Origin of the sequence: Marinihelvus fidelis (assembly GCF_008725655.1) — a bacterium.
Taxonomy (GTDB): Bacteria; Pseudomonadota; Gammaproteobacteria; order Xanthomonadales; family SZUA-36; genus Marinihelvus; species Marinihelvus fidelis.
The window spans coordinates 76046-97765 of sequence record NZ_VYXP01000006.1 but is presented as its reverse complement, the minus strand read 5'-3'; the positions used below and the strand labels follow the sequence as shown (position 1 = coordinate 97765).

Here is a 21720-nt window from a genome sequence, read left to right as displayed (position 1 = left end):
AACGCTTCAGCGACCGGTGACCAATGCCCGCGTGTGCGCCGCGGCCGACGATGCCAGGCCTTCCAGGTCGTAGCCACCTTCCAGGATGGAAACCAGCCGCCCGCCGGCATGCCGGGACGCGATGGCCAGCAGTTCCCGCGTGATCCAGTCGTAATCATTGTCTTCGAGTTCCAGCGCGCCCAGCGGGTCGCGGGAATGGGCGTCGAAGCCGGCCGAGACCAGTACCAGGTCGGGCTCGAAGGCGTCGATGGCCGGCAGGCCCAGGCGTGACCAGGTCGCGCGGAAGGCGTCGCCGCCGGTGCCCGGTGCCAGCGGCAGGTTCATGATGTTACCGGCGCCGGTCTCCTCGGGGTGGCCACTGCCGGGGTAGAGCGGCATCTGGTGGCTGGACACGAACATCACGCGGGGGTCGTCCTCGAACACCTGCTGGGTGCCGTTGCCGTGGTGGACGTCGAAGTCGACGATGGCCACGCGCTCGATGCCACCCGAGGCGAGCGCATGACGCGCGCCGATGGCGACGTGGTTGAACAGGCAAAAGCCCATCGCGAAATCGGTGCCGGAGTGGTGCCCGGGTGGGCGCGTGACGCAGAAGGCATTGGCCGCGCGGCCGGCGAGTAGTTCGTCGATGGCGTAACACATGGCACCGGAGCCACGCCGCGAGGCATCCATCGAACCCCTGTTGACCAGGTTGTCGGCCTCGCCCACAGCCGCACGGCCTTCCTGCGGCTCCATCGACTGCAGCCAGTCCTGGAATTCCAGGCCATGTACGCGGCCGGCCTGTTCGGGTGTGACCAGCGGCGCGGGCAGGCGCTCAATGCCGTTGACTGCTTCCAGCGCCTCCAGCACCACGGCGGTTCGACGCACCTGTTCCGGGTGCCGCGGGCCGGGGTCGTGGCGCCGGCAGTCGTCGTGATGGATGACGAGCGTGGACATGGCCGCAGGATAACGTAATCGCGCCGCTACCGTAGCGGCAGCCGCGTGGTCTCCTTGACCTCCTCCATGACCACGTAGCTGCGCGAGCCGTTGACGCCGGGCAGCGACAGGATCTTTTCACCCAGGAACTCGCGGTACTCCTGCATGTCGCGCACGCGCGCCTTGATCAGGTAGTCGAAGTTGCCGGAGACCAGGTGGCAGTCGAGCACTTCGGGCAGCTGCCGGGCCTCGCGGCGGAATTGCTTGAAGACATCACCCGCGGTGTGGGTCAGGTTGATCTCGGCGAAGACCAGCAGGCCGGCGCCCACCAGTTCCGGGTCCAGCAGCGCGGTGTAGCCGCGGATGTAGCCGTCGCGCTCCAGTCGCTTGACCCGCTCCAGGCAGGGTGTGGGCGTCAGGTTGACCTCGCGGGCCAGGGCCACGTTGGAAATGCGGCCGTCGCGCTGGAGTACTTCCAGGATGCGTTTGTCGGTGCGATCCAGTGGTCGCGGGCGTCTTTGCGATGGACTCATGTTTATCGGGTGGTCTGTGGTTGTTAATGCTGTTCAGAGCATATTAACAGCATAAAACACCAGATACCTTGCGATAACATGGTGAATCAGTTTACCGGAGTTCGGCTATGAAGATTGGTGTGCCAAAAGAGATCAAGAATCACGAGTACCGCGTCGGCCTGGTGCCGGCCTCGGTGCGCGAACTGGCCGCACGCGGTCACGACCTGTATGTCGAGACAGGTGCGGGCGCCGGTATCGGCATGAGCGATGACAAGTACGAGCAGGCCGGCGCGACCATCCTGCCGAACGCCGAGGCCGTGTTCGAAACCGCGAAGATGATCGTCAAGGTCAAGGAGCCCCAGGCCGTGGAGCGCGCCATGCTGCGCCCCGACCATGTGCTCTACACCTACCTGCACCTGGCCCCGGACCCGGAGCAGACCGCCGACCTGGTGAAATCAGGCGCTACCTGTATCGCGTATGAAACCGTCACCGACGCCAAGGGTCGCCTGCCACTGCTGCAGCCGATGTCCGAGGTCGCCGGCCGCCTGTCCATCCAGGCCGGTGCGGCCTGCCTGGAGAAGGCGAAGGGCGGTTCCGGTGTGCTGCTGGGCGGCGTGCCCGGTGTGCAGCCGGCCAAGGTGCTGATCATTGGTGGCGGCACGGTGGGCTTCAATGCCGCGCAGATGGCCGTCGGTATGGGCGCCCGCGTGGTGATCCTGGACCGCAGCGCCGAGGTGCTGCGCTTCCTGGATGCCACTTTCGGCAGCCAGGTCGAGACCGTCTACTCCAGTGTCGACGCCATTGAAAAGCACGTGGTCAACTCCGACCTGGTCATCGGCGGCGTGCTGATCCCCGGCGCCGCGGCGCCCAAGCTGGTCACCCGCAAGCACCTGAAGACCATGCGTCCGGGCTCCGTCGTGGTCGATGTCGCCATCGACCAGGGCGGCTGCTTCGAGACCTCGAAGGCCACGACCCACGCTGAGCCCACCTACGTGGTCGACGACGTCGTGCACTACTGCGTGGCCAACATGCCCGGCGCCGTGCCGCGTACTTCAACATTCGCGCTCAACAACGCGACCCTGCCGTACGCGATCGCGCTGGCCGACAAGGGTGCCGAGGTGGCCATGCTGGACGACGAGCACCTGCTCAACGGCCTGAACGTCTACCGCGGCATGGTGACCTGCGAGGAAGTGGCGCACGACCTTGGTTACGACTACACCGATCCGCGCGAGGCCCTGACGGCCGCATGATCGGTGACGCGTAACGCGTAACGCGTGACAGGTGACGGGTGACTTACAAGGATAAGAAATAGCCTATGAAAAACTTCGATTCGTTTTGGATGCCGTTTACCAGCAACCGCACGTTCAGGAATCAGCCCAGGCTGCTCGAGCGTGCCGAGGGCGTTTATTACTACAAGCCGGGTGGTGAGAAGGTCCTGGACCTGGTGGCCGGGCTGTGGTGCTGCAATGCTGGCCATGGTCATCCAAAAATTGTCGAAGCCATCCAGTCGCAGGCGGCCGAGCTGGACTATGCGCCGCATTTCAATTTCGCCCATACGGCGGCCTTTGAACTGGCGGAGCAACTGACCGGCGTTACGCCGGCCGGCCTGGATCACGTGTTCTTCACCAACTCCGGTTCGGAGTCGGTGGACACGGCGCTGAAGATCGCGCTGGCCTACCAGCGCGAGCGCGGCAAGGCCACCAAGACGCGCCTGATCGGCCGTGAGCGCGGCTATCATGGTGTCGGCTTTGGTGGAATTTCCGTGGGCGGTATTCCGTACAACCGCATGCAGTTCTCCACCGCGCTGATTCCCGGCGTCGACCACCTGCCGCACACGCACCTGCCGGAAAAGAACGCGTTTTCGCGTGGCCTGCCCGCCGAGGGCGCCTACCTGGCCGACGAGCTGGAGCGCCTGGTCACGCTGCACCACGCGGACAACATCGCCGCGGTGATTGTCGAGCCCGTCGCCGGCTCCGCCGGCGTGCTGGTGCCGCCGGTGGGCTACCTGAAGCGCCTGCGCGAGATCTGCGACCGTCACGATATCCTGCTGATCTTCGACGAGGTCATCACCGGCTTCGGCCGCCTGGGTGCGCCATTCGCCGCGCAGGAGTTCGACGTCGTTCCGGACATGATCACCACGGCCAAGGCGCTGACCAGCGGCACCGTGCCGATGGGCGCCGTGTTCGTTGCCGACCACATCTACAACGCCTTCATGGAGCGGCCGGGCAGCGCCATCGAGTTGTTCCACGGCTACACCTACTCGGCCCATCCACTGGCCGTGGCCGCCTGCCGCGCCACGCAGCAGGTCTACGCCGAGGACGGCCTGTTCGATCGCGCCCGCGAGCTGGCGCCGGTGTTCGAAGACGCACTGCATTCGCTGGCTGATGCGCCCGGCGTCATTGACGTGCGCAACTACGGCCTGATGGGCGCCGTGGAAATGGCCCCCGACGATGGCGCCCCGGGCGCTCGCGGCATGCGCGTGCTGCAGGCGGCCTTCGATGCCGGCCTGATGATCCGCATCACCGGTGATACCATCGCCTTCAGCCCGCCGCTGACCATCGAAGCGGCGCAGCTTGAAGGAGCGGCTGAGAAACTGGGAGTGGTGCTCGCACAGGTTTGACCCCATCTCATGTCAGTGACTTTGTTGACCAGCCAGCCGGCTGGAATGGATGAACTGAAATGATGCGAATCATGTTGTTCCTGGCGACCAACGCCGCGGTGCTCGTACTGATCAGCATCGTGTTCCGCGTGCTGGGTATCGAATCGGTGCTGGCTGAGAACGGCGTCGACCTGAACCTGACCGCGCTGCTGGTCATGTCGGCCGTTATCGGATTCAGCGGCTCCTTTATCTCCCTGGCCATGTCCAAGTTCATGGCCAAGCGCGGCATGGGCGTGCATGTCATCGAGGAGCCGTCCAACGCCACCGAGCGCTGGTTGGTGGACACCGTCCGCAAGCAGGCCGAAGCCGCGGGTATCGGCATGCCGGAGGTCGGCATCTTCAATTCCGACCAGCCCAACGCCTTCGCCACCGGCATGCGCCGCAACGACTCGCTGGTGGCGGTATCCACCGGACTGCTGCGCAGCATGAAACCGAATGAAGTCGAGGCGGTGCTGGGGCACGAAGTGGCCCACGTAGCCAACGGCGACATGGTCACCATGGGCCTGCTCCAGGGCGTGGTGAATACCTTCGTGATTTTCCTGTCGAGGGTGATCGGCCACGTGGTCGACCGCGTGGTGTTCAAGGTCGAGCGCGGCTACGGCCCGGCCTATTTCATCGTCACCATCGTCGCGCAGCTGCTGCTGTCGATCCTGGCCAGCATGATTGTCATGTGGTTCTCACGACGTCGTGAATTTCGTGCCGACGAGGGCGGCGCCAGCCTGGCCGGCCGCCAGAACATGGCCGACGCGCTTCGCGCACTGCAACGCACCAGCGAGCCGAAGGACCTGCCCGGCGAAATGGCTGCCTTCGGCATCTCCGGCAGCATTGGCCAGGGCTTCAAGCGCCTGTTCATGAGTCATCCCCCGCTCACGGAGCGCATCGCCGCTTTGAGTGAGTAGTGAGTAGTGAGTAGTGAGTAGTGAGTAGTGAGTGGTGAGTGGTGAGTGGTGAGTAGTGAGTAGTAAGGGCTCCTTCGAAGGAGGTTTTTACTACTCACTACTCCCTACTCACTACTCACCCACTCACCGGTAGCGCTCGAACCAGGCCAGGATGTTGTCCACCTTCGCGATCAGGTGCGAGGGTCGGGCGACGATGCCGTGGTACGCCTCTGGTACGCGGATCAGCGCCGTGTCGACTTTCCTCAGCTTCAGTGCCTGGTAGAACTGCTCGGACTCGGTCATCGGCGTGCGAACGTCCGATTCGCCGGTCAGTAAGGCGGTGGGCGTGGTGACATTGCCTACCAGCGACAGCGGCGACTGCGCCCAGTAGGTTTCCGGGTCTTCCCAGGGCATCTTCTCGAACCAGTAGCGGCTGAAAAAGTGGGTGAAATCGGCGGTCAGCACGTGGCTCACCCAGTTGATCACCGGTTTGGCGCTGACGGCCGCGGCGAATCGGTCGGTCTTGCCGACGATCCACGCCGTCAGCAGTCCGCCGCCGGAGCCGCCGGTGACGAACAGCTGGTCCTCGTCGATAAAGCCCTTCGCGATGACGGCATCGACGCCTGACATCAGGTCGTCGTAGTCGGCGCTGGGATAATTGTGGTGAATCTCGTTGACGAAGTCGTAGCCGTAACTGGTCGAGCCGCGCGGGTTGGCGTACAGCACCACGTAGCCGGCCGCGGCGAACAGCTGGATCTCCGGTGAGAACTGCGGGCCATAGGCCGCGCGAGGGCCGCCATGGATCTCCAGGATCAACGGATACTTCTTGCTGGCATCGAAACCGGGCGGGTAGGCGACCCAGCCCTGGATATCCAGGCCGTCGGCCGACGAGGCCCAGTTGATCTCCTCGATCTTCGCCAGTTCCTTGTGACCCAGCGCGTCCTCGTTCAGCGCGGTGATGCGGCGCGGTTCGCGGTTACCCCGGCCGACGCCGACATCGGCGGGCCGGTCTGGGCGGCCCGCAGTGTAGGCGTAGTTGCCGTCACGGGCCACGGTGAAGCTGCCGCTGGTGTAAGGACGCCCCAGGATGGCGCCACCCACGTCATCGGCCAGGGAGTCGATATCGCCGTCCATTGACAGACTGGCGATGTGGGTGCGGCCGTGGTCGTCGTACTGGACCAGCAGCGAGCGGGAATTACCGGCCCACTGCACGTCATCGATGCTGCGGTCGAAATCGCCGCTGATGCGGCGCGGCTCGCCGTCCTCCAGGGACATGACGTACACGGCCGTGTTCTCGTAGCCCATCAGCTTGTCGTCGTAGCCCAGCCAGGCCAGCGTCTTGCCGTCCGGTGAGAGGGCAGGAGCGGCGTCCGGGCCGTTGCGGTCGGTGAGCGCCGCCATGGCGCCGCTGGCCAGGTCGATGGACCAGAGCTCGGACTCGATGGGGTCGTGCTCGGCGTCGTCCTGGCGGTTCGCGGCAACGATGATGGCCTTGCCGTCCGGGTGCCAGGCCAACCGGCCGCCGTGGTCGAAATCACCACTGGTCAGCTGGCGGGGGGTGCCGCCCTCGGCGGAAATGACGAACACGTGGTCACGGCCCACGTCCAGGAAGCCCTGGCCATCGGCCTGGAAGGGCAGGGTGTCGAAGACCTTCACCGGCGGCGCCCATTCGGCGCCTTCCGGTTTCGGTGGCGGCGCGGCCAGCGCCTTGCTCTCGCCGGGCACGAACTGGGTGAAGGCCAGCTGGCGGCCATCCGGAGACCAGGTGAGTGATGATGGAGAGTTGCGCAGATTGCTCAGTACCGCGGTCTGGCCCGTGTCCATCCAGCGCACGTGAATCTGCGGCCCGCGGCCCTCGACACTGGAAACATACGCCAGCCGGCTACCATCGGGAGACCAGCGCGGGCTGCCGTAGCTGTCCGCCCCGGAAAGAATCGGCCGGTGACCCTGGCCGTTGGTGCCGATGATCCAGAGATCGCCATTGGGCCGGTCGGTCATGATGTCCATCGACCGCCGCACGTACACCACCTGCTCGCCGTTGGGCGAGATCCGCGGATCGCTGGCCACCTCCATCTCGAAGATGTCCACGTTCTTCAACACCTCGGCCCCCACCAACGGCGCCACCACCACCCCAATCAACCCAACAACAATCCGCTTCACGCTCACCTCCTCCGTATTGTCTTGTCACGCGTAACGCGTAACGCGTAACGCGTAACGCGTAACGCGTCACCAGTCACCCGTCCCGCCGGTCCCCATGCACCCACAGCACCTCCGAGCCGCCATCCGCACGCGCCAAAACCCGGGCCAGCACAAACAACAGGTCCGACAGCCGGTTCAGGTACCGGGCGCTGACCGGGTTGGTGTCCTCGAGTTTGCCCAGCGTCACTACGCGACGCTCGGCCCGCCGGCAGGTGACCCGCGCCAGGTGGCATCGCGCCGCGGCTTCCGAACCACCGGGCAGGATAAAGTCCTTCAATGGCGGCAGATCCTCGTTGAACCGGTCGAGATCGTTCTCCAGTGCCTCGACGTACTCGTCCGGAATCATCGTGTAGCCCGGCATGCACAACTCGCCGCCCAGGTCGAACAACTCGTGCTGCAGCCGTGTCAGGGTGGTGCGCACGTCATCGGGCAGTTCACTGGCGAGCAGCAGCCCGACCGTTGAATTGAGTTCGTCCACGGTGCCGAAGGCCTCGACGCGCGGGCTGTCCTTGTCGACCCGGGAGCCATCGCCCAGGCCGGTGTCGCCGGCATCGCCGGTTCGTGTGTAGATTTTTGAGAGTCGATTACCCATGAGTCCCTAACTGTCGCTTGTCCTGTTCGTGGTGGAGGCAATGAAACGCTCGTTCACGGCCCGGCGCAACCCTTCCGGCGGCAGCAGCCCCTGGGAAAGGACGAAATCGTGAAACGCGCGCGCGTTGAAGCGGTCGCCCAGCGCCAGCTCGGTTTCCGTACGCAGGCGCATCAGGTTCATGTAGCCATAAAAATAGCTGGTGGCCTGGCCCGGTGCACGGAAGGTGAAGCGGTCGGCCTCGGAGCGGGCCATGGCCTCGGACAGCCCCACCTCCTCGATCATGAAGGTGACGGCCTGTTCCGGGTCCAGTTGGCCCAGGTTGATCATCGGGTCCAGGAACATGCGCGCGGCGCGCTGCAGCCTTGCCAGCAGCGTGAACAGCTGGCCTTCATCGGGCAGGTACTCCAGCATGATGGCCTCGGCATACAGCCCCCAGCCCTCGACGTTGGCGCTGTTGAAGGCGAACAGGGCGCGCGCCAGTGACGTGCCGTTCTCGACAAGCGCGGCGAACTGCAGCTCGTGCCCCGGCCGTGCCTCGTGCACGGTGACGGCCCAGGTCATGCCGTCGTGGCTCCAGTCGTCCATCTGCGCAGCAGCCCCCTTTAACGCCGGGTTCCGCGTGACCAGTACAAACTCGCCGTACTGGCCTGTGTTGCCCACCAGCTGCGGCGGGCTCATGAACGGCGCAGGGGAATTGGCCGACTCCGCGTCCGTCGCCAGGCGAATGCCGGCGGGGCGTTGGGGCAGGGTGATGATGTTCTCGCGGCGGATGATGGCTTCGATGGCCGCCAGGCGCTCGCGGTAGACGCCCAGCACCCGGTCCGGAGGGATCTGCCGTTCCTTGAGCCGGGCGATGACCGTGGCCAGGTCGGCCTCGTCCCAGCCTCGCCGGGCCGCGATCCGGCGGGCAACGGTACGCATTTGCGAGTGGATTTCCTGGTAGGCGAACTGGCCGGTACGAATCAGTCGATCCGGCGATGCATGGACGCCGTAGTCCTTCAGGTTGTTCGCGTAAACGACGGCAGGCAGCCGGTGATCGGCCCGCGCCCGTGGAAGCACGTCCTCGCGCGTCCAGTCGGCCCAGCTGGCCAGCTGTGATTCCAGCTGTGAAAACTCCGGCTCCCAGTCGACCAGCTGCGAGGCGGCGAACAGCTCGCGCATGCCATCCACCTGTGCCGGCAGGTTGTCCAGTGCGCGCTGCACTTCCCCGCGGTAGGGGCCGGCCAGCCCAGCGATGTCGAAACGTTCTTCCGTGCGCTCGCGCGCCAGTTGCACCAGTGGAACGTAGCCCGCCGCCGCACCGGTGTATTTTTCCAGCCGGACCAGCGCCGCGTCATGCCGTGCCGGGTCGTTGCGCGGGTCCAGCAGGCCCTGGAAGCTGTCGAACAGAAGCGCGGGGATGTCATGCCAGGGCAGCAACGCGTCGTGCTCGACCCTGAAGGTTTCCAGGTCGTCAGCCAGCGAGGCGTCGAGGATGTCCAGGTCCTGCAACACGCGCGGGTCCTCGACACCCTCGCGCTGCGACTCAACATACTGGCGCAGGGCCGTGATGCTGGCCTGGCGGCGCTCGAACAGCTTCTTTCCCAGGTCGATGATGTCGTCGTCGAACGGCTCCAGGCCGACCGCGGAAATATCTTCGGGAATGAATTCGCCATAGCCCTGCAAAACGCGCAGGCTGATGGCGTCGCTCTGAGCCACCCAGTCGTCTCCGGTCACATCGGCGCCCGTCATGGACACCATGAACAGCGCATACACTGCCGCGGCTGCGCGCATGAAGCCGGCCATCATTTCTCCCCCAGGATGATGGCCACAACGTTAGACCATTTCGTCATCAGCGTCACGCGGGTATAGTGTCGACCCCTGCGACCCCGGAGTTGGACGATGACCCAGAAAACGCCCCTGTACGATGCCCATGTCGCCGCCGGCGCGCGCATGGTCGACTTCGGTGGCTGGGAAATGCCCATCAATTACGGTTCCCAGATCGAGGAGCATCACCACGTGCGCCGCGATGCCGGCATGTTCGACGTGTCCCACATGACCATCGTCGACCTGCACGGCCCGGATGTCCGCGACTACCTTTCACGCCTGCTGGCGAACGACGTGGCCAAGCTGGGCGAGGCCGGCAAGGCGCTGTACAGCTGCATGCTCAATGAGCGCGGCGGCGTGATTGACGACCTGATCACCTACCGGATGGACGACAACTGGTACCGGGTGATCGTCAACGCGGCCACGCGCGAGAACGACCTGGCCTGGATGAACCAGCAGGCCGACGGCTTCAGCCTGGACATCAACGAGCGCGGTGAACTGGCCATGGTCGCCGTCCAGGGCCCGAAGGCCCGGGACGCGGTCATTCGCATCCTCGCCAGCGACGACGCCGAACGCGCGTCGGCGCTGAAGCCGTTCAGCGCCGCGGAGTGCGGCACGATCTTCATCGCCCGCACCGGTTACACCGGCGAAGACGGCTTCGAGGTCGCGCTGCCGGCCGACGAGGCGGAGATTTTCTGGAACCAGCTTGCCGAAGGTGGCGTGAAGCCCTGTGGCCTGGGCGCGCGCGACACGCTGCGGCTGGAGGCCGGCATGAACCTCTACGGCCAGGACATGGACACCGAGACCACGCCGCTGGAGTCCGGGCTGGCCTGGACGGTGGCGATGGCGGAAGAGCGTGACTTTATCGGCCGCGAAGCGCTGCAGGCCCAGCGCGAGGCTGGCGTGCCGCGCAAGCTGGTGGGCCTGGTGCTGGAAGACCGCGGCGTGATCCGCCACGGCCAGGTGGTCAACACCGCCGCCGGCGACGGCGTGGTTACCAGCGGCAGTTTCTCGCCGACGCTGGAGCAGGCCATCGCGCTGGCGCGCGTGCCGGCCGATGCCCAGGGCGAGGTGACCGTCGAGGTTCGCAACAAGGCCCTGAAGGCGCGCATGGTCAAGCCACCGTTCGCGCGCAACGGCGCCGTCTGCGACGGCATCAACTGATTCGGCCCGCGCGGCCGTATCATTCACGGAAAACAGGCATTAAAATCGCATCAGGCGATAATTGCGGGATGATCCGATGAGCAACGTACCTGAAGAACTGCGTTATACCGAGTCCCACGAGTGGGTCAGCGCCGAAGACGACGGCACCGTGCGCGTGGGCATTACCGACCATGCCCAGGAGGCACTGGGCGACCTGGTCTTCGTCGAACTGCCGGCCGTGGGCGACCAGATCGACCAGGGCGACTCCTGTGCCGTCGTCGAATCGGTCAAGGCCGCCAGCGACATCTACACCCCGCTGGCCGGCGAGGTCATCGAGGTCAACGAAGACCTGGATTCCGACCCCGGCATCATCAACAACGACCCGTACGGCGACGGCTGGCTGTTCAAGCTCAAGCTTGACGACGCCGCCGAACTCGACGACCTGCTGGACGCGGAAACCTACGCCCAGCAGCTCGACTGAGCCTGTACCCCCGAAACCCGGCGCCGGCTGGCGTCAGGTTTCCGGCTCCATGGATTGATACGCCTCGCACAGCGCGACGTTGTCCCCTGTCTTGATGATCCGCTCCAGGGCAATCGTCCCCTGTAGCGGGATTGACGGGAACGTGTACTCAAGGCTTGCCGTGTTGCAGTCGTGGAACTCGATCACGACGGTGCCATAGCCCTCGGTGGTTTCCTGTTCGTCCGCCAGTGTGTTGAAAAGGCCGTTGCCTGTCAGTGCCACGTCCAGGGTCACCACGTTGTCTTCCCAACCACCCAGTGCCGTCAACCAGCGGTGCCCGGGATCGCCGATGACCGCGCTCGCGTCTTCGCCCGGGGCCACGGTGTCGTGTGTGAACCAGGCCAGGAACATCATTTCGATATCCGTGTAGACGGCGAACAGGAAACCCTGGCCCGCCGTCAACGGGTCGTACCAGGCATCGTTGAGCCCCGGGTTGACCTGGAATGGCGGCGGTTCAGGCGCGGCTTCGACCACGACGGCGCCGCTCATGCCCACGCCGCCCGGGCCGCCATGCACGCTGCAGAAGTAGGGGTAACTGCCCGGGTCGTCGAAGGTGAACTCGAAAGTGAACTGGGATGCGGCTGCCCCCGAACTGAACAGCCCGGTGTCCGATTCCACGTCATGCGCCATCCCGCCAGCAGCGTTGACCCAACGGACGGTGTCACCGGCCTGGATGGTCAACTGGGCGGGAGAGAAGAAGTTGTCGCCCACCTCGACGATATGCACTTCGGCGACGGCCTGGCGACTGACCATGGCCAGGCCGATCGCAAGGATGATTTTTGCCAGGACATCATGCCTGTAGGGTTTCATGAGCACCTCCCGTTCGAAAATGCCCTCCCTTCAAGTATAGGCGCTGGTGCGGATTCCTCAGTTCCGGCCGCAGCTTTTCGATGAGGCCAGGCGGTCGGCGGCGTGAACGGGTTCGGGCAGGCGATAGCGGATGGCACAGTCGAGCACCCAGCGTGCCGCGCTGTCCACGCCGATGCGGTGCCCCGGCGAGACAAACAGCGGGCGGACACGGTCGCGGGTGCGCAGCACGGCACCAATCGTCTCGTCATGCACCACCAGCGGCGTTGAACTGCCTTTTTCCTCACCGGGTGGCTCAAACGCGCCGACCAGTCGCGACTTGCCCACGCCAACCGCCGGCCGGTCCAGCCACAGCCCCAGGTGGCAGGCGATGCCCAGCCGTCGAGGGTGGGCGATGCCCTGGCCGTCGCAGAGCAGCAGGTCGGGGCGTGTTTCCAGTTGTTTGAAAGCCGCCAGGATGGCCGGCATTTCCCGGAACGACAGGTAGCCGGGGATGTAGGGGAAGGTCGTCGGTACGCGCGCCAGGGTGGATTCGATCACGTCCAGGCCAGGCCAGCGCATCACCACCACCGCGGCGCGCGTCAACCGGCCGTCGTCTTCGAAACCGCAATCAACACCGGCGATGGCGCGCACCTGGCCCAGGCGGTCGTGGGTTTCCACGCGCGCGGCCAGGCGCGTCTGCACGGTGCGTGCTTCGGCGATGTCGAGATCCCAACGATGCAGTGCCCGCGGCACGGCGCGTCAGTATTTCAGGCCGATGGCGCGGTAGACGAAGGCCATCAGCCAGGCCGGGCCGATCAGCAGGAACTGGATGTCCTTGAGGAAGGAGGGCTTCTTGCCCTCGATGTGGTGGCCGATGAACTGGCCGATCCAGGCGATGACGAACACTACCAGCGCCACGGCCCACAGCGGCCACGGCGCCGCCTGCTCAACCCAGAAGGTGATGGCAATCATCAGCAGGTTGTAGGCCAGCAGGCCCAGCCCCAGCGAGAAAGACAGGCGGAAGTAGTACAACTGCGCCAGCACCAGCGCGATGACCGCCCAGTTGAGCGGTACCGGCCCGAGCGAGGCGTCGAAAGGGAACGGGATCGCCCACAGCAGGGCGATCACCGTCCAGACGATGACCGGCACGCAGACCCAGTGGATCAGCTTGTTGACGGCGTTGCGGTGGCTCTCGCCGTATTCGTCCAGCAACGCCGCCAGCGTGGTCATCGTCGTGCCTCAGTCCTGCGTCAGGCGACGGCCGACTTCGGCGTACTTGTCGCGGGTGACGTTGATGACTTCCTGCGGCAGGCGCGGGCCCGGGGCCTTCTTGTCCCAGTCCAGCGTCTCCAGGTAGTCACGCACGTACTGCTTGTCGAAGGACGGCGGTGACGAGCCCGGCGCGTAGGAGTCGGCCGGCCAGAAGCGTGAGGAATCCGGCGTCAGCACCTCGTCCATCACGCACAGCGTGCCGTCCTTGTCCAGGCCGAACTCGAACTTGGTGTCGGCGATGATGATGCCGCGCGCCTCGGCGTGGTCAGCGGCTGCCTTGTACAGGGCAATGCTGAGGTCCTTGACACGGTTGGCCATCTCTTCGCCCACCAGGCCGACGATGTGCTCGAAGGAGACGTTCTCGTCGTGCTCGCCAATGGCGGCCTTGGTGGACGGCGTGAACAGGATCTCCGGCAGCTTGTCCGCCTGCTGCAGGCCAGCCGGCAGCGGAATGCCGCAGACTTCGCCGGTCTTCTGGTAGTCCTTCCAGCCCGAGCCGATGATGTAGCCACGGACGATGGCTTCCAGCGGCAGCGGGTCCAGCTTCTTCACCACCATGGAGCGGCCTTCGAGCTGCGCGGCCAGGCCGGCATCGTCGAAAACATCGTAGATGCTGATGTCCGACAGGTGGTTGCCCACCAGGTCCTCGGTCATGCCGAACCAGTAGTTCGACAGCTGGGTCAGCATTTCACCCTTGCCGGGGATGGGATCGGGGAGAATCACGTCGAACGCAGAAATGCGGTCGGAGGCGACCATCAGCATGTGGTCGTCGCCAACGGCGAAGCAGTCGCGTACCTTGCCCTGGTGCAACAGCGGCAGGTCGGTGATCATTTCGGTCTTGTACTCGTGGGCCACGGTGTCAATCCTGTAGGGTTGTATCTGCTCAAGATGGCCAGCAATTATATACTTCCGCCCTCGGAATTTCCGGCCTGGCCGGCCGGCACACACGGACACCATGAAGACCAGCGATTTTCCCATCCCCCGCCACTGGTGGGGCAAGCTCATTCTCGGCGTGCTCGGCCTGCTCAAGGGCGGCATGACCGGTGCCGTGATCGGCGTGATTACCGGGCATTTCATCGACCGCTTCATCGGCGGCCTGGCCGACCAGGGGCGCGTGAATGACGTGTTCCTGGACACCCTGTTCGCGGTGCTGGGCCACGTCTGCAAGGCCGACGGCCGCGTTACCGAGGTGGAAATTGCCGCGGTCGAGCAGTTCATGGGCCAGCTGGGGCTGCAGGGTGACAAGCGCCGCGCCGCCATCCGCCGCTTCAACGAGGGCAAGGCCCCGGACTGGGACCTGGAAGCCGGCATGCACGATTTCGTCCAGGTCACCCACGCCAACCCGCAGGTTCGGCAGATGTTCCTGGAGTACCTGCTCAACGGCGCCGCCGTCGACGGCACGATCACCCAGGCCGAACAGGACGTGCTTTACCGCGTGGCCCGCGCGCTGCGGATTCCCACCATGGCCTTCGTCGCCATGGTCAACGCCTACCGCGCGACGCATTCATCGTCCGGCAGTTACCAGGGCCCGCAGGCCACGGCCTCCACGCTCGACCAGGCCTATGCGACCCTGGGCGTGGAGCCGTCCGCCAGTGATGCCGACATCAAGCGCGCCTACCGCCGCCTGGTCGCCCGCTATCACCCCGATCGCCTGGCCAGCAGCGGCATGCCGGAAAAAATGATCGAGCAATCGAAGAACCGCGCCCGCGAGATCAACGTGGCCTATGACGCCATCAAGGCCTCGCGCGGCATCAAGTAGGGTGACGCGTAACGCGTAACGCGTGACGGGTGAGTGGTGAGTGGTGAGTGGTGAGTAGTAAAATCGGTGATCAACGACTCACTAATCAACAGGGGATGTCCATGAAGCAGTCTGCCGTGATCGCGCCGTCCATTTTGTCAGCGGATTTCGCGCGGCTGGGTGAGGACACCCAGGCGGTGCTGGATGCCGGTGGTGACTGGGTGCATTTCGACGTGATGGATAATCACTACGTGCCCAACCTGACCTTCGGGCCGATGATCTGCAAGGCGCTGCGGAACTACGGCATCACCGCGCCCATCGACGTTCACCTGATGGTGGAGCCGGTGGATGAACTGGCCCTGGCCTTCGCGGGCGCGGGCGCTTCGGGCATCAGCTTCCACCCGGAAGCCACCCGTCACGTCGACCGCACCATCAGCCTGATCAAGGAAGCCGGCTGCAAGGCGGGCGTGGTGCTCAACCCGGCCACGCCGCTGGACAGCATCAGCTGCCTGCTGGGCAAGATCGACATGATCCTGCTGATGTCCGTGAACCCCGGCTTCGGCGGCCAGAAATTCATCCCATACGTCATGGACAAGATCCGCCAGGCGCGCGCCATCATCGACGACACCGGCCGCGATGTCCGCCTGCAGGTCGATGGGGGTGTCGACGTCGACAACATCGGTGAACTGTGGGAAGCGGGCTGCGACACCTTCGTCTCCGGCTCGGCCATCTTCGGCAGCGGTGACTACGCCCGCACTATCGCGCGCATGAACGCGGAAATCGACTCGCTGGGGTAAGCCTCTCGTTCGGGCGGGGGTGATGTTGCGTATACCCGGACTCGCTCGAGTACATCCCTGTATCGCTCATCGGCGGCATCCATGCCGCCGAAGGTCCGGGTATACGCAACATCACCCCCGCCAATGAGAGCCTTTCGCGTTACGCGTTACGCGTTACGCGTTACGCGTTACCCGTCACCCGTCACCCGTCACCCGTCACGCGTTACGCGTCACGCGGGGAGGGCGTTGATGACCCAGCGCATGGGGCCGCCGGCGGTGACGGCGTCGAAGGGCCAGCAGGTGACCAGGGTCAGCCGGTTGCCTGACGGGTCGATGACCAGTTCGGTATCGCGGCTGTCGATTACTTCCTGGTGGGTGATTCGGTAACGGCGTTCGCCGGTGGGGGTGCGCAGCGTCACCAGGTCGCCCGGTAAGGCGTGGCGCAACGCGCTGAAGTGTGTGTCGCGGTGGGCGCTGATGATGATGTCGCCGCCGGTGACCGGGGTCAGCGCGGCGGGTGCCCAGGCCAGGTTGCGGCCGCTGGCGCCCTCGACCACCAGCTGGTGCAGTCCAAGGCGGGGAATGGCGAGCTCGGCGACGGGCGAGGTGTCGGCCCAGGGCCAGGGGCGGGCGTCGGGTTCACCAGACTGGACGCGATGCCAGGCGGCTTCCAGCAGGCGCTGGCCCAGCCAGGCTTTGGCGGGGATCCAGGCGGCCTGGGCAAGAAGAAAGAGCGCGGCGACCGCCAGGGCCGCCGCGCAAAGCCGGCGAGGGTTCAACGTGCTTTCCATGCCAGGGAGAGCGCCCGGAGGGATTTCGCCGGCGAGCGGAACTTCGGGAAGCGGAAGAAGGGGCGGGCGAACAACCCGCCTGATACGGCCAGCACCAGCAGCGCCAGCAGCATCTGCGTCTTCCAGCCGGTGGCGGTGGCCGGGAAGCCGGCGGTGGTGGCGGCGCTGCCGGCGGGCAGCAGGTTGCGCACCTGGCCGCGGGCGAGTTCGGCGCCGGTGGGGCGGGCGGGGGTCTTGTCGATGGCCACCAGGCTGGTCCATTGCGTGAGCAGCCCGTGTTCCAGCGCGATATCGGTGATTGCGGCGCGGGTCCATTGCGGGTCGGCACCGAACACGGTGGCGTCCTGCAGGGCCTCGACCTTGTGGCGCGCCCAGATCGTGGCCAGGGTTTCGCCGCCGTCGGTGATGGCGGGCATGGCATCGTGGCGCCATTCCATGCCATTGAGTTCGCCGACAATGCTCACCGCGCCCGGCGCCCGCGGCATCCGCGCCACCACCCACAGCGGCTCACCGGCGTACAGGTCCGGGATGATCTCCGGGTAGTATTCGACCTCGGCGCCCCAGTCCAGGCGGATATCCGAGACCGCCGGCAGGCGGATGCGGTTCCACAGCGTGGTCATGCGTGCCTCGACCTCGTCCAGGTTACCGATGTGGGTGCTGTGCCCCCGGCCGATCTCGGCCGCCTTACGCATGAATCCGCTGTTGGGCGCCGAGCCGATGGCCACGGTAAACAGCCGGGCGTCGGCCAGTTCGTCGGCGACCAGGGCCAGCAGGTCCTGCTCGTTACCCACCGCGCCGTCGGTGATAAAGACCACCTGTCGCAGCAGGCCGGCGAACTCGGGCTGGCGCAGCGCGCGCTGCAGGGCCGGCGCCATCATCGTGCCGCCATCGGCATCCAGCCGGCCGACGAAGTCCAGCGCCTGCGCGCGGAATCCATCGGACACCGGCACACTGGTGTCCCACAGCGCCGTGGTCTCGCTGTTGAATTCGATGACGTTGAAACGGTCGCCGGCGGCCAGGCCGTCGATGCCGCGGGCCAGGGCCGTGCGCGCCTGGTCGATGGACGCGCCCATCATCGAGCCAGAGGTGTCGATAATAAAGATCACTTCCCGCGATTGCGGCACCAGCGCGTCGTCGCGGGGCGGCACCAGCATCAGCTGGGCGTAAACGTACTCGCCGTCGTCCCAGGTCTGCAGCGCGGCGCGCGCGTCGTCATCCAGCGCCGGGGCCCAGCTGAGTTCGAAGTCGCGGTCCGGCCGGGCCAAGCCGTCGGACAGGGTCACGCGGTAGCCGTCGGGGCGGGTCTCGATGTCGACGTCGTGGTGGTGTGAGCGGATCGCGTCCATGCCGATGGCGGTGACCAGGTCGACCTGCATGCGCAGGCGCCGCTCATCGCCGTCCACCTGGCTGGTGTAGGTGGGGCGTGGCGCCAGTTGTTGCGGCGCCAGGTCATAGGCCGGCGTGAAGGTCATCGGCAGGCGCAGGTCGAAGCGGCCGTCGCTGAAATCGACGTTGACCAGGTAGGCAATCACCACGTGGACCTGCTCGCCCGGGCCGATATTGGCCAGGCGCGTGCTGAACTGGTGGCGCCGTTCCTGGGTGACCAGGCCGGCCGCCCGGCCGCTGTCGCGCGCGGCCTGGTAGACGCGCTGCGCGTCTTCACGCTCGCGGATCTCGCCTTCCAGCAGGCGGTCGCCGGCGCGGATCCACAGGCGATCCACCGCGGCGCCATCCGGCAGCGGGTAGCGGTAGGTGCCTTCCACCCATTGCGGGCTGTCGTTCCTGAAGGTCTGCGCCACCTGGACCCGCGCGACCAGCCCGTTGACCTCAACGTGGACCATGGTGTCCAGCGCCAGCTGCACCTGTGGCTCCGGCATGGCGGCGTCGGTGACGGCCTCGGCCAGGGGCTGGAGTTGCAGGCCGAACGGGGTGTCGGCCTGGGCGGTTTCCATGCGCAAGAGCAGCATCAGCATCAGTGCCACGGCCAGGCACAGCAGCACGCGGTCCTGCCATCGCAGCGGTCGGCGCTCGGGCGCCGGCCTGTGCTGGTCGCGGGCCCGGCCCTGCATGCGCGCCTCGGCGCGGGCCAGGGCCTGGCGCCGGCGGGCGCGGTCGAGGACAAGGCGCGGGTGTCGTTTCAGCGTGTCGCGTTCCAGTTGGTGGCGGATGGAGGGTTCGGCTTGCATCGGTCTGGCTCCGGGATGAGGTGACGGTGCCTATTGAAGCGCTGCCGGATGCACGGCCCGTGGCGGCGGTGGGCCAGAATCGGACCGAATTGTGGCGAAGCTGTGGCGGCGTGACCCGCGGCGGCGACGCGCGCGCAGAACCCGGGCGCGCTTCGGTATCATGCCCGGGCAAGCTGGAACGATTCCCGGAGACAGGCCATGAGCATGCAACGACGGGTCGCCATCGTCGAGGACGAAGCGGCCATCCGCCACAATTACGAGGACGCCCTGCGTCGCTACGGCTATGACGTTCATGGCTACGGTGACCGCCCGTCCGCGCTGGACGCGTTCCGCCGCCGGTTGCCGGACCTGGTGATCATCGATGTCGGCCTGGGGCAGGACGTCGAGGGCGGCTACGAGCTGTGCCGGGAGTTGCGGGCGATGTCCAGGAGCCTGCCCATCATCTTCCTGACTGCGCGCGATTCCGATTTCGATGTCATCTCCGGGCTGCGCCTGGGCGCCGACGACTACCTGACCAAGGACATCAGCCTGCCGCACCTGGTCACGCGCGTGGCGGCGCTGTTTCGCCGGGTCGAGGCGCTGTCGGGCCAGGTCGGCGAGGAAAGCGCGCTGGAACGCGGGCCGCTGAAGCTGTCGGTGGAGCGCATGGAGGTGCACTGGAATGGCACCCGGATCCCGCTCACCGTCACCGAGTTCTGGATCGTGCATTCGCTGGTCCGCCGGCCGGGCCATGTGCGCTCGCGCCAGCAGTTGATGGATGACGCCAACGTCGTCGTCGACGACCAGACCATCACCAGCCACGTCAAGCGAATCCGGCGCAAGTTTGTCGCCATCGACCCGGCCTTCGACCATATCGACACCCGCTACGGCGCCGGCTACTGCTGGACGCCGCCCGCTTGAAACTCCGCAACCAGGTCCTGACGCTGTCCCTGGCCACCGTGCTGGTGCCGTGGTTCGGCTGGAAGCTGGTGCAGGAGCTGGAGCGCTTCCTGCGCGCCGGGCAGGAAACCACCCTGCTGGCCACGGCGCGCACCGTGGCGCAGGCGCTGCCGCCAGAGTTCCGGGGTGAGCTGGTGTTCGGCCGCGAACGCGTGCTGCCGCTGCGCGAGTTTGACCGGCCGCCGATCATCGACGGCTACCTGGATGACTGGCTGGAGCCCGGTAGCACCACGAATTTCACCAGTGCCGACGGCAACCTGAGACTGAGGGTGTTGGGTGGGCGCTATGCCGGCCAGCTATTCTTGTTCTGTCGCGTCGAAGACAGTACGCCCGTGCGCGCGGCGCCGCCCAGCCGGCAGGGGGGCGCCGGGCCGCACCATTCGGATGCCGTCGAACTGGCTTTGCGTAGCGCGCGTGGCCTGAACACCTGGAGCCTGCGGACGGCGGCGCCGGGGCCGCTGCTGGTGACCAGCCAGGACCCGGGCGGTGGCCAGATCGAGGCCTGGTGGACCGAGCGCCCGGGTGGTTATGACCTGGAGATCGCGCTGCCACCGGGCGGTCGCGCCGTCGACCTGGCGGTGGGCGCCATAGATGCCCATACCGGCCGCGGCGGGCGCCTGGAAACACGGGAGGCCGGCACGATGGCCGGTGGCCGCCCCACCGCCTGGCTCAGCCCGGCGCCGCAACTGGGGCCGTTGCAGGACTGGCTGGACGCGGTCCGGACGGAGGACACGCGTGCGTTCGTTATCGATCAATCGGGCTGGGTCGTCGCCGATACCGGGCCGCTGCCCACGGGGCGCCCCGGCGAGCTGTCCTGGGCCGGCAGGGCACTGTACCGGTCCATTGCCGGCGACCGCACCGAGTTGCGTGACGAGCGACCGGACGCGGTCATGCGCCTGGCGGATGAGACGGCCGTGGCGGCCCTGGACGGCGAAGCCAGTCACCACTGGGGCCAGGACCCGGAAACGGCGGTGGTCAGGCATACGGTGGCCATGCCCGTGGAAACGAATGGCCGGGTGATCGGCGCCGTGGTCATGGACTCGCGCAGCGACGGCCTTCTGCTGGTGACCAACCGGGCGCTGGGGCGACTGCTGCTGGTCACCGTGGCGGTCACCGTTTTGCTGGCCACCGGTCTGTGGTTCTTCGCCACCCGCCTGTCGCGCCGCGTGCGCCGCCTGAGCACTGCGGTCAGCGAGGCGATGGATGACGCGGCCAACCCGGCCGAGCTGCCGCTGACCCGCGACCGCGACGAACTGGGCGACCTGGCCCGCAACAACGCCCGCCTGCTGCGCTCGGTGGCCGACTACACGCGCTACCTGCGTGACCTGGCGGGCCGGCTGTCGCACGAACTGAAGACCCCGCTGGCAATCACACGTTCGTCGCTGGACAACCTGGCCACTGGCGGGCTGGACGACGAGGCGCGCCGCTACCTGGCACGCGCCCGCGAAGGCCTGGACCGGCAGGGCGCCATCGTGCGCGCCATGAGCGAGGCCAACCGGCTGGAGTCCACGGTGGCGGCCGCGGACTGGGAGCGTGTCGACCTGGTCGCCTGGCTTCGTGGCTGTGCCGAGGCCTACCGCTCGGCGCACCCGGGTCGCGATATCCGCCTGCAACTGCCCGCCGAGCCGGCCCTGACCCGCTGCGCCCCCGACTTGCTGACCCAGGCCCTGGACAAGCTGGTTGACAACGCCCTGGGGCTGACCGACGCGGACCAGCACATCACCCTGGAACTGGCCCCGAAGGGCAACTGGCGGCACCTGCGGGTGCGCAATTCAGGCACCCGCCTGCCGGAGCAGTTCCAGGACCAGCTGTTCGATTCGCTGGTGTCGGTGCGTGAGCCCGGCGCGCAGGGCACGCACCTGGGGCTTGGCCTGTTTATCGTCCGCCTGGTGGCCGAAGCGCACGATGGCCGTGTCAGCGCACACAACCTGCCGGGCGACGAAGGCGTCGAGTTCACGATGAGCCTGCCCGCGGGCTGAGCGCGTGAGAAAAGTCGCCTGCGCAGGCG

General features: G+C 66.4%; 20 protein-coding genes. 9 read left to right on the top strand and 11 right to left on the bottom strand.

The genetic code is table 11. The features are described from left to right. Window positions 1–6 precede the first annotated feature (6 nt). Window positions 7–933 carry a histone deacetylase family protein gene (locus F3N42_RS10765; protein WP_150864477.1) on the bottom strand — a complete coding sequence of 309 codons (927 nt, stop codon included), beginning with the start codon at window positions 931–933 and terminating at the stop codon, window positions 7–9. A gap of 26 nt (window positions 934–959) precedes the next feature. Then, window positions 960–1445, bottom strand: a complete 486-nt coding sequence (locus F3N42_RS10760) for an Lrp/AsnC ligand binding domain-containing protein (protein ID WP_150864476.1) — start codon at window positions 1443–1445, stop codon at window positions 960–962. A gap of 107 nt (window positions 1446–1552) precedes the next feature. Between F3N42_RS10760 and ald the strand changes: the two genes are divergently transcribed. The 3 genes from ald (at window position 1553) to htpX (ending at window position 4982) form a co-directional block, all read left to right on the top strand. After that, the gene (gene ald / locus F3N42_RS10755) at window positions 1553–2674 is read left to right on the top strand and encodes an alanine dehydrogenase (protein WP_150864475.1); all 1122 of its coding nucleotides are present in this window, start codon (window positions 1553–1555) and stop codon (window positions 2672–2674) included. A gap of 65 nt (window positions 2675–2739) precedes the next feature. Next, on the top strand, window positions 2740–4044 hold the full coding sequence (locus tag F3N42_RS10750) for an aspartate aminotransferase family protein (RefSeq protein ID WP_150864474.1): 1305 nt from the start codon (window positions 2740–2742) through the stop codon (window positions 4042–4044). A gap of 59 nt (window positions 4045–4103) precedes the next feature. Continuing rightward, window positions 4104–4982: a protease HtpX gene (gene htpX, locus F3N42_RS10745; RefSeq protein WP_191621361.1), complete on the top strand. Its 879-nt coding sequence runs from the start codon at window positions 4104–4106 to the stop codon at window positions 4980–4982. 123 nt (window positions 4983–5105) lie between these two features. On the opposite strand, the gene F3N42_RS10740 is transcribed toward htpX, so the two are convergent. The 3 genes from F3N42_RS10740 to F3N42_RS10730 all read right to left on the bottom strand — a co-directional run bounded on the left by F3N42_RS10740 (window position 5106) and on the right by F3N42_RS10730 (window position 9537). Further along, the gene (locus tag F3N42_RS10740) at window positions 5106–7121 is read right to left on the bottom strand and encodes a S9 family peptidase (protein WP_224784860.1); all 2016 of its coding nucleotides are present in this window, start codon (window positions 7119–7121) and stop codon (window positions 5106–5108) included. A gap of 73 nt (window positions 7122–7194) precedes the next feature. After that, complete coding sequence (locus tag F3N42_RS10735; protein WP_150864473.1) at window positions 7195–7752, bottom strand: cob(I)yrinic acid a,c-diamide adenosyltransferase; 558 nt, start codon at window positions 7750–7752, stop codon at window positions 7195–7197. A 6-nt stretch (window positions 7753–7758) separates the two neighbouring features. Beyond that, a complete protein-coding gene (locus tag F3N42_RS10730; protein ID WP_191621360.1) occupies window positions 7759–9537 on the bottom strand; it encodes a DUF885 domain-containing protein in 1779 nt (592 codons plus the stop codon). A 96-nt stretch (window positions 9538–9633) separates the two neighbouring features. On the opposite strand from F3N42_RS10730, the gene gcvT reads away from it, so the two are divergent. Further along, window positions 9634–10722, top strand: coding sequence for a glycine cleavage system aminomethyltransferase GcvT (gene gcvT / locus F3N42_RS10725; RefSeq protein WP_150864471.1), 1089 nt, complete (start codon window positions 9634–9636; stop codon window positions 10720–10722). Window positions 10723–10798: 76 nt separating this feature from the next. Further along, on the top strand, window positions 10799–11182 hold the full coding sequence (gcvH, locus tag F3N42_RS10720; RefSeq protein WP_150864470.1) for a glycine cleavage system protein GcvH: 384 nt from the start codon (window positions 10799–10801) through the stop codon (window positions 11180–11182). A gap of 33 nt (window positions 11183–11215) precedes the next feature. Here gcvH and F3N42_RS10715 read toward each other — a convergent pair whose 3' ends face one another. The 4 genes from F3N42_RS10715 to F3N42_RS10700 are packed head-to-tail and all read right to left on the bottom strand — an operon-like array spanning window position 11216 to window position 14113. After that, window positions 11216–12031 (bottom strand): cupredoxin domain-containing protein, encoded by an 816-nt coding sequence (locus F3N42_RS10715; RefSeq protein ID WP_150864469.1) that lies wholly within the window; start codon window positions 12029–12031, stop codon window positions 11216–11218. Between the two features lie 57 nt (window positions 12032–12088). Next, complete coding sequence (gene nfi, locus F3N42_RS10710; protein WP_150864468.1) at window positions 12089–12763, bottom strand: deoxyribonuclease V; 675 nt, start codon at window positions 12761–12763, stop codon at window positions 12089–12091. A 6-nt stretch (window positions 12764–12769) separates the two neighbouring features. Further along, window positions 12770–13240, bottom strand: coding sequence for an Mpo1 family 2-hydroxy fatty acid dioxygenase (locus tag F3N42_RS10705; RefSeq protein ID WP_150864467.1), 471 nt, complete (start codon window positions 13238–13240; stop codon window positions 12770–12772). Window positions 13241–13249: 9 nt separating this feature from the next. Then, window positions 13250–14113 carry a phosphoribosylaminoimidazolesuccinocarboxamide synthase gene (locus F3N42_RS10700; RefSeq protein WP_150864693.1) on the bottom strand — a complete coding sequence of 288 codons (864 nt, stop codon included), beginning with the start codon at window positions 14111–14113 and terminating at the stop codon, window positions 13250–13252. Window positions 14114–14237: 124 nt separating this feature from the next. On the opposite strand from F3N42_RS10700, the gene djlA reads away from it, so the two are divergent. Both djlA and rpe read left to right on the top strand, forming a co-directional pair. Then, on the top strand, window positions 14238–15041 hold the full coding sequence (gene djlA, locus F3N42_RS10695) for a co-chaperone DjlA (protein WP_150864466.1): 804 nt from the start codon (window positions 14238–14240) through the stop codon (window positions 15039–15041). Window positions 15042–15142: 101 nt separating this feature from the next. Further along, window positions 15143–15817, top strand: a complete 675-nt coding sequence (gene rpe, locus F3N42_RS10690; RefSeq protein ID WP_224784858.1) for a ribulose-phosphate 3-epimerase — start codon at window positions 15143–15145, stop codon at window positions 15815–15817. Between the two features lie 209 nt (window positions 15818–16026). Here rpe and F3N42_RS10685 read toward each other — a convergent pair whose 3' ends face one another. Beyond that, window positions 16027–16575 carry a class GN sortase gene (locus F3N42_RS10685; RefSeq protein WP_224784857.1) on the bottom strand — a complete coding sequence of 183 codons (549 nt, stop codon included), beginning with the start codon at window positions 16573–16575 and terminating at the stop codon, window positions 16027–16029. Next, window positions 16572–18773: a VIT domain-containing protein gene (locus F3N42_RS10680; protein WP_150864463.1), complete on the bottom strand. Its 2202-nt coding sequence runs from the start codon at window positions 18771–18773 to the stop codon at window positions 16572–16574. Before F3N42_RS10680 ends, F3N42_RS10685 begins: the two co-directional genes overlap by 4 nt. 198 nt (window positions 18774–18971) lie before the next feature. Between F3N42_RS10680 and pdsR the strand changes: the two genes are divergently transcribed. Both pdsR and F3N42_RS10670 read left to right on the top strand, forming a co-directional pair. After that, window positions 18972–19673, top strand: a complete 702-nt coding sequence (gene pdsR / locus F3N42_RS10675; protein WP_224784856.1) for a proteobacterial dedicated sortase system response regulator — start codon at window positions 18972–18974, stop codon at window positions 19671–19673. Next, window positions 19670–21691 carry an ATP-binding protein gene (locus tag F3N42_RS10670; protein WP_150864462.1) on the top strand — a complete coding sequence of 674 codons (2022 nt, stop codon included), beginning with the start codon at window positions 19670–19672 and terminating at the stop codon, window positions 21689–21691. The genes pdsR and F3N42_RS10670 overlap by 4 nt, the downstream gene beginning before the upstream one ends. Window positions 21692–21720: the final 29 nt, after the last annotated feature.